The organism is uncultured Clostridium sp. (assembly GCF_963527835.1).
Lineage (GTDB): Bacteria > Bacillota > Clostridia > Clostridiales > Clostridiaceae > Clostridium.
The window spans coordinates 51,047-57,046 of the sequence record NZ_CAURTC010000023.1 but is presented as its reverse complement, the minus strand read 5'-3'; the positions used below and the strand labels follow the sequence as shown (position 1 = coordinate 57,046).

3 protein-coding genes and 1 pseudogene are annotated in these 6,000 nt (G+C 23.5%); 1 reads left to right on the top strand and 3 read right to left on the bottom strand.

Annotated features, from left to right (window positions below; genetic code table 11):
- The first annotated feature begins 360 nt into the window (after positions 1-360).
- Complete coding sequence (locus RYM86_RS11830) at positions 361-1,158, top strand: ZIP family metal transporter (protein WP_315080677.1); 798 nt, start codon at positions 361-363, stop codon at positions 1,156-1,158.
- Between the two features lie 1,265 nt (positions 1,159-2,423).
- Here the strand turns inward: RYM86_RS11830 and RYM86_RS11825 are convergent.
- From RYM86_RS11825 to RYM86_RS18510, 3 genes and pseudogenes are all read right to left on the bottom strand, one after another.
- Positions 2,424-3,050 carry an ATP-binding protein gene (locus tag RYM86_RS11825; protein ID WP_315080676.1) on the bottom strand — a complete coding sequence of 209 codons (627 nt, stop codon included), beginning with the start codon at positions 3,048-3,050 and terminating at the stop codon, positions 2,424-2,426.
- A gap of 667 nt (positions 3,051-3,717) precedes the next feature.
- Positions 3,718-4,446: a LytTR family DNA-binding domain-containing protein gene (locus tag RYM86_RS11820; protein ID WP_315080675.1), complete on the bottom strand. Its 729-nt coding sequence runs from the start codon at positions 4,444-4,446 to the stop codon at positions 3,718-3,720.
- Between the two features lie 361 nt (positions 4,447-4,807).
- Positions 4,808-5,803: pseudogene (locus RYM86_RS18510) on the bottom strand (IS630 family transposase).
- Positions 5,804-6,000: the final 197 nt, after the last annotated feature.

The following is a 6,000-nucleotide window of genomic DNA, read 5'->3' as shown; positions in this document are numbered from 1 at the left end:
CGGTGGTGTGAGAGGACGCTAAATAAAATAATTATTTAGCTCCTACTCGATTTCTGTTCTGTTACTTTTTAAAGAAGAGTATAAAATGATAAAAAAATGAAATAACAATATTATACGATATTAGAATTTATGTATTAAAATGAATATATAAGTTTTAATTAAAGTGTATTGTTATTTAATAATAGTTATTGATATATTTTGGATTATTAATACTATGTAATTGTTTTTAAGTTTTGCATGACTAAAAAAATACATTAACAAGCCACCGTGTTATGAAAAATTTTTGATTAACTTATAACAAATACATCAAATTTCAAGATGAGAATGAAGTATAGACATTTAAGAAAGGATGAATGAAAAATGAAAGAAATTACCCCGATATTAGCAGTTTTAATGGGAACAGGGTTTACGTTTTTATCAACTGCTTTAGGAGCAGCACTTGTATTTTTCTTTAAACATGATGTAAAGCCAAATATTCAACGTGTATTTTTAGGATTTGCAGCAGGAATAATGATAGCAGCATCAGTGTGGTCATTATTAATTCCAGCTATAGATATGGCAGAAGAACAAGGAAAGATTGGCTGGATACCAGCAGCAGGCGGATTTCTACTTGGAGGCGCATTTTTATTATTATTAGATACTATACTTCCTCATTTGCATGCTACAAGTGAATCTCCAGAAGGAATGTCTTCTTCATTAAAAAGAACCACAATGCTGGTACTTGCTGTAACTATGCACAATATTCCAGAAGGAATGGCAGTAGGGTTAGCATTTGGACTTGCAGCAAATGGAGATGCGACTGTTACAATTGCATCTGCAATGGTACTTGCACTTGGAATCGGTCTTCAAAATTTACCTGAAGGAGCAGCAATATCTCTGCCATTAAAAAAGGAAGGATTATCAAATACAAAAGCATTCACATTTGGTGTATTATCAGGCATTGTTGAACCTATTGGTGGAATTATTGCATTCTTATTGACTGCTTCAATTCAAGGAATTATGCCTTGGTTTTTAGCCTTTGCAGCAGGTGCTATGATTTATGTCGTAGCAGAAGAATTAATACCAGAAGCTAACTCAGGAGATCATTCAAATGCTGGAACAATAGGAGTTATGGCTGGATTTATCATAATGATGATTTTGGATGTAGCATTGGGATAAAATTAACTATATAAGTTGTGATAATAAAATTATATTACAAGAAGTGCCCTAAAAAATTTTAAACACTTAACACTAATGTAAAATCTTTATTGCAACGTATATGAGATGTTAATATGTTAAGCGAAAAATTACTTAATAGTCTTATGAACAAGTTAACTTCGAAATATACTTAGCATAAATTTAATAAGTATATAGTATATATCTTATTTCAAGGTAGATATTAATTAAGAGAAGCAATGGCAAAAGGGATAACAAGAAATATGTAATAAAAATTAAAAGATAAAAAGAATAATATACAAGGTATTCATCGATAAAGTGAGTACCTTTTTATGTACTTAAATTTAGTAGACAAAAGTAGACAGTTTTAAAAAATAACTTTTATCTATATCAAACGAGTGATATTACTAAGTTTAAGTATTAGTAGACAAATATATTCAATACTTTATTTATATTTATAATTATGTTTGATATAAAATAAGAGAGGCAAAATATAAATTTACCCCTCTTTTTTATCCCTTATAGATTAATATAAATTATAATTGATTAAATTTATATAATATTAAAATGACTATATTATAAGGGGTGATAGCTATTCAACATTAAAATATTAAAACTCGCTAGTTCCTGGAGTTCGTGTATATGAATTTTAATGTATATCATAGTCTCTTCTAAGACTTTATTTTACTTGAATTTAGGCACTATTAATTTTATTTCATCATGTAATATCATAAGTGAAATTAGCTGTGTTGCGTTATGGTTGTGTTATATATAATAAGAATATGTAATAGTTATTTCACATATTATTAAATCAATTATACTCATTATAATATAAACTGAAAAATTATTCTATTATAAATTAAAGAGGTTAAGTTTAAAGAAACTTTCAATTAAGTTATAATAAAAGTATGTATAGTTAAAAATATGATTAAACCTTAGAATTATAAAATGAATTTATGGAGTAGGAAGAATAAATATAAAACCTATAAAAAATAGAAAAAGAAAGCGGATTTTTAAAATAATTTCCGCCTTCTTCACAATGTTTTGGGTATGCATCTTATTATTTTATATAAAAGATATAACTTATTTAAACTATGTTTTTTAATCATTGTATTACAAGTAATGCAGTTAGTATATGTTAGAAAGGAAGTAAATCAATGAAATCAAAAAAGAATTTTATAGTACATATGTTAGGAGTATTTTTAATAGATTTATCTCATGTTATAGCTTGCACAGTTTCATTTGGACTTAATCCCCCTAAAAGCTTATTAAAATAATATTCTAAAAATTGTATAATTATCTTCAAAAAATAGTTGAATATTGCCACCTCTTTGTTCAACTATTTTTTTAACATTGTAAAGTCCATAACCTCTATTATTTCCTTCTTTAGTTGAAAAACCTCTTTCGAATATTTTTGAAATATTTGAAAGATTTGTTGGTATTCCTTGATTTTTAATTTCTAAGATATTCTCATTATCTTCATAAGTTATATTTAATATAACTTTTTTATTAGTCCTATTTTCAACAGCTTCAAATGCGTTATCTAAAAGATTAGTCAATATTTCTGAAAGTTCATAACTCTTTAATTTTAATTCTTTTAAATCATTATTTATAAAATATGAAAACTTAATATTATTCTTTTTTGCTTTGGATAATTTATTGTATATTATGGCACCTATAATTGGATCATTAATATATAGAATATCCTCTAAGCTTTTATTAGAATAGTTTAATGACTGTATATATTCTTTTAAATACTTTTTAAGATTTTCTTTATCTATTGTATCTGTTATTCCATTTATAGTATTTAAATGATTTTTAAAATCATGCTGCTTACTTTTTATTTCTTCTATAATATTAAGAATAACTGGATTATAAGTATTTTTTATCAACATAGATTTCTTCTCTTCAGTTATTTTCATTATATACTGATATAAAATTAGATTTAAAATTAATATTATAGCTTGAACAAGAATTATTAGAAACACGTTATTTAAAATAAGGATCTTGTCATATTCCCAAATTATTTTAAATATTATTATGTTTCCCAAAAAAATAATTATAAAATAATAAGTTATATTTGAGTTGATTTCTAATATATTAATTTTTTTAGGAAGTAAATAATTTATACTTATTGAAATTGCCAATATTAGAAAATTAGCAATAATATCAAATAGAAATGAATCTAAATAGTGATTTAAATTAAAAAAGTTTAAACTAAATATAACTATTAATTGTAATAACATTATTACTATAAGGATTAAACAAAACTCTAAAAGAGCATGGATAAATTTTTTATGATAAAAATATGTTACTGAAAATATGAGAATTAAATAACTTAAAGACATATTATAATAAATTTTCATATTATTAGTTATAGTCATTATAAATGTACTCATTAATATTATAATAAGATTTTTAAAGAAAGTTTTTTCTTCTTTCAATCTAAATTTTTGCCATAATAGCATAAAAGCACTTAATTCAATAAATGTAATAATAAAATCTTTGATTACATCCAATTTGCATGCAACTCCTTTCAATATAAACAAAAAATTAATAATGCTATTTGAATCTATCCATAATTACATTTTTGAATTTATAACCTAAAAAAGCTTTTTCATTATAATCATTAAAATAAATTTCATATAATGTACTTGATAAACTTTCAATTCTATCTATGCAATTAATATTTACTATAAATGATTTATGACATTGAATAATATCATCAGAATCAATTAATTTTAATATTTTATTTAAAGTTAATCCTTTTATTGCATATTTTCTTTTTTTAGTATGTACAATGCATGTCCTAAGTTTTATTTCAATAAAAATAATGTCATCTACAAATATTTTTACACTAATATATTTACTAATTTTTAAAACTATATGTTTTCTTTCTTTTTCAGATAAGTCATTTATTTGAGTGGTAGATAGAAGTTTTTTCGTTAATTTGATTAAATCTTTTTTTTCATAAGGTTTTAATAAATAATCATAACAATGAATTTCTTTAAAAGCTGTAATCATATATTGAATATGTGTGGTTATAAAAACAATCCAAGTAAATTTATATTTTTCTATTTTTCTGAGTTCTTTACAAAAATCTATACCTGAAGATTTTTGTAAAGAAATATCTACATAAAAAAGATTTATTGATACTTTATTACAAATTTCTGAAGCATCTAATTTATCTTCAGCTTCATATATATTTAAATTTTTATCCATTTCAGATAGTATATTCTTTAAATTTTTTCTCTGATGTTTATCATCTTCAATTATTAAAATGTTTTTCATAGTTCACATCCTTAAGTTGTATTTAACACTGAATAATTTATTTGTTATTATTTAAATAAAAGTATATTAAGCTTAAACAAAAAAGCCCACTTCTTCAGATTAACCAAAGTAAGAGAGCTTTGTTATATTTATTAAATATGTTATTTCAATAATACTATCAAATTATAGTTTAATACAATTTTAATTAGAACTTTATTGATGCTAATTTAATTTTATATTAAACTATGACTATACAATAAATAAAACTTTTATATATTCTCTTACTTGGGAAATATATTTGTTTTTATTAAAACTCTTGAATTAAAAGCCGCCAAACTTTTACTATTCAAGGGTTTAATATATATATTTTCTAATAAAGTTTCTACATTTTAATGCATAGCCTGTCTATTATTTGTGTAGAAACTTTATTTATTGTTTCAATGAATTTTTGTACAGCAACCCTAACTTTAAATATACTTTTGAAGAATGCATTGTTTATTACTGATGATTTCAACAATCCCCATAACCCCTCAATTAAATTAAGATATGAACTATATGAGGTAAAAACATTAATTCAAGTCTATCTTTGTTTTCTTCCAAAAATGGTTTAAGTAATTTAGCATGATGAATTCTTGTATTATCAAGAATCATAACAATCTTACCCTTTGGGTATTGCATAAGCACCTTCTTTAAAAATTTATGAAATACTTCAGTATCATATTTTTCATGTTCTTCACAATAAACATTACCAGTAACATAGTTTAGTATTCCTATAAGCTTAACACCAGCATTTTTACCGTAGGTTGATATTTTTCTTTGATGACTTTTTATAAACCAAATTTTCTGTATTGCTTGATAATCTCTAATCATTGATTCGTTTTCAAATACAATTGTATTAACTAAGCCATTAAGGTGTTTTTTTAGGTCTTTAAAATCATTTTTAAATTTTTCTTGCTTTTTTTATCTGCTTTCGCTAAAACGCAAGTAGGACGAGTATAACTTAAATTTAGTCTATGAAATATAACTGCCATACTACTATGTTTAATAGTTATATTAAAATTGGATAGAACCCATTTTTGCACCAATTTAATAGTCCAATTTTTTCTTGATTCAAATCCAACTTCATCAGGTGTATTATTAGTTATTACATCAACAAGTTTTTGTTCTTGTTCTGTAGATAATTTTCTTGGTGCACCGGATGGATTATGCATAATAAGACATATATCCCATTAACATTATAATTTCTGATATAGTTTCCAACGGTATGTTCTTCTAAACCTTCCATTTGAGCTATAGCTTTATTGCTTAATCCTTGAAAATGTTTTAAAACAACAGAATATCGTCTATACATTCTTAGTTCTTTTATTATTGCTCTAATTCAAGTATTGATTCTTTACTATATTTTATATTTTTCATACAATAATCACCTCACAAAATAAATATAATATTATCAAATGTTTAAAATCAATGAAGTTTATTAATTAGAACTTATATACAATATATTATTTTTTGTAATTATAATTGGTTTATACAAATTTATCTATTGTTAGCTATATTTGGATAGGATATGATTTA

Coding starts and splice junctions, on each gene's coding strand:
- RYM86_RS11830 (WP_315080677.1), top strand. CDS start 361: ATGAAAGAAATTACCCCGATATTAGCAGTTTTAATGGGAACAGGGTTT.
- RYM86_RS11825 (WP_315080676.1), bottom strand. CDS start 3,050: ATGTTGATAAAAAATACTTATAATCCAGTTATTCTTAATATTATAGAA.
- RYM86_RS11820 (WP_315080675.1), bottom strand. CDS start 4,446: ATGAAAAACATTTTAATAATTGAAGATGATAAACATCAGAGAAAAAAT.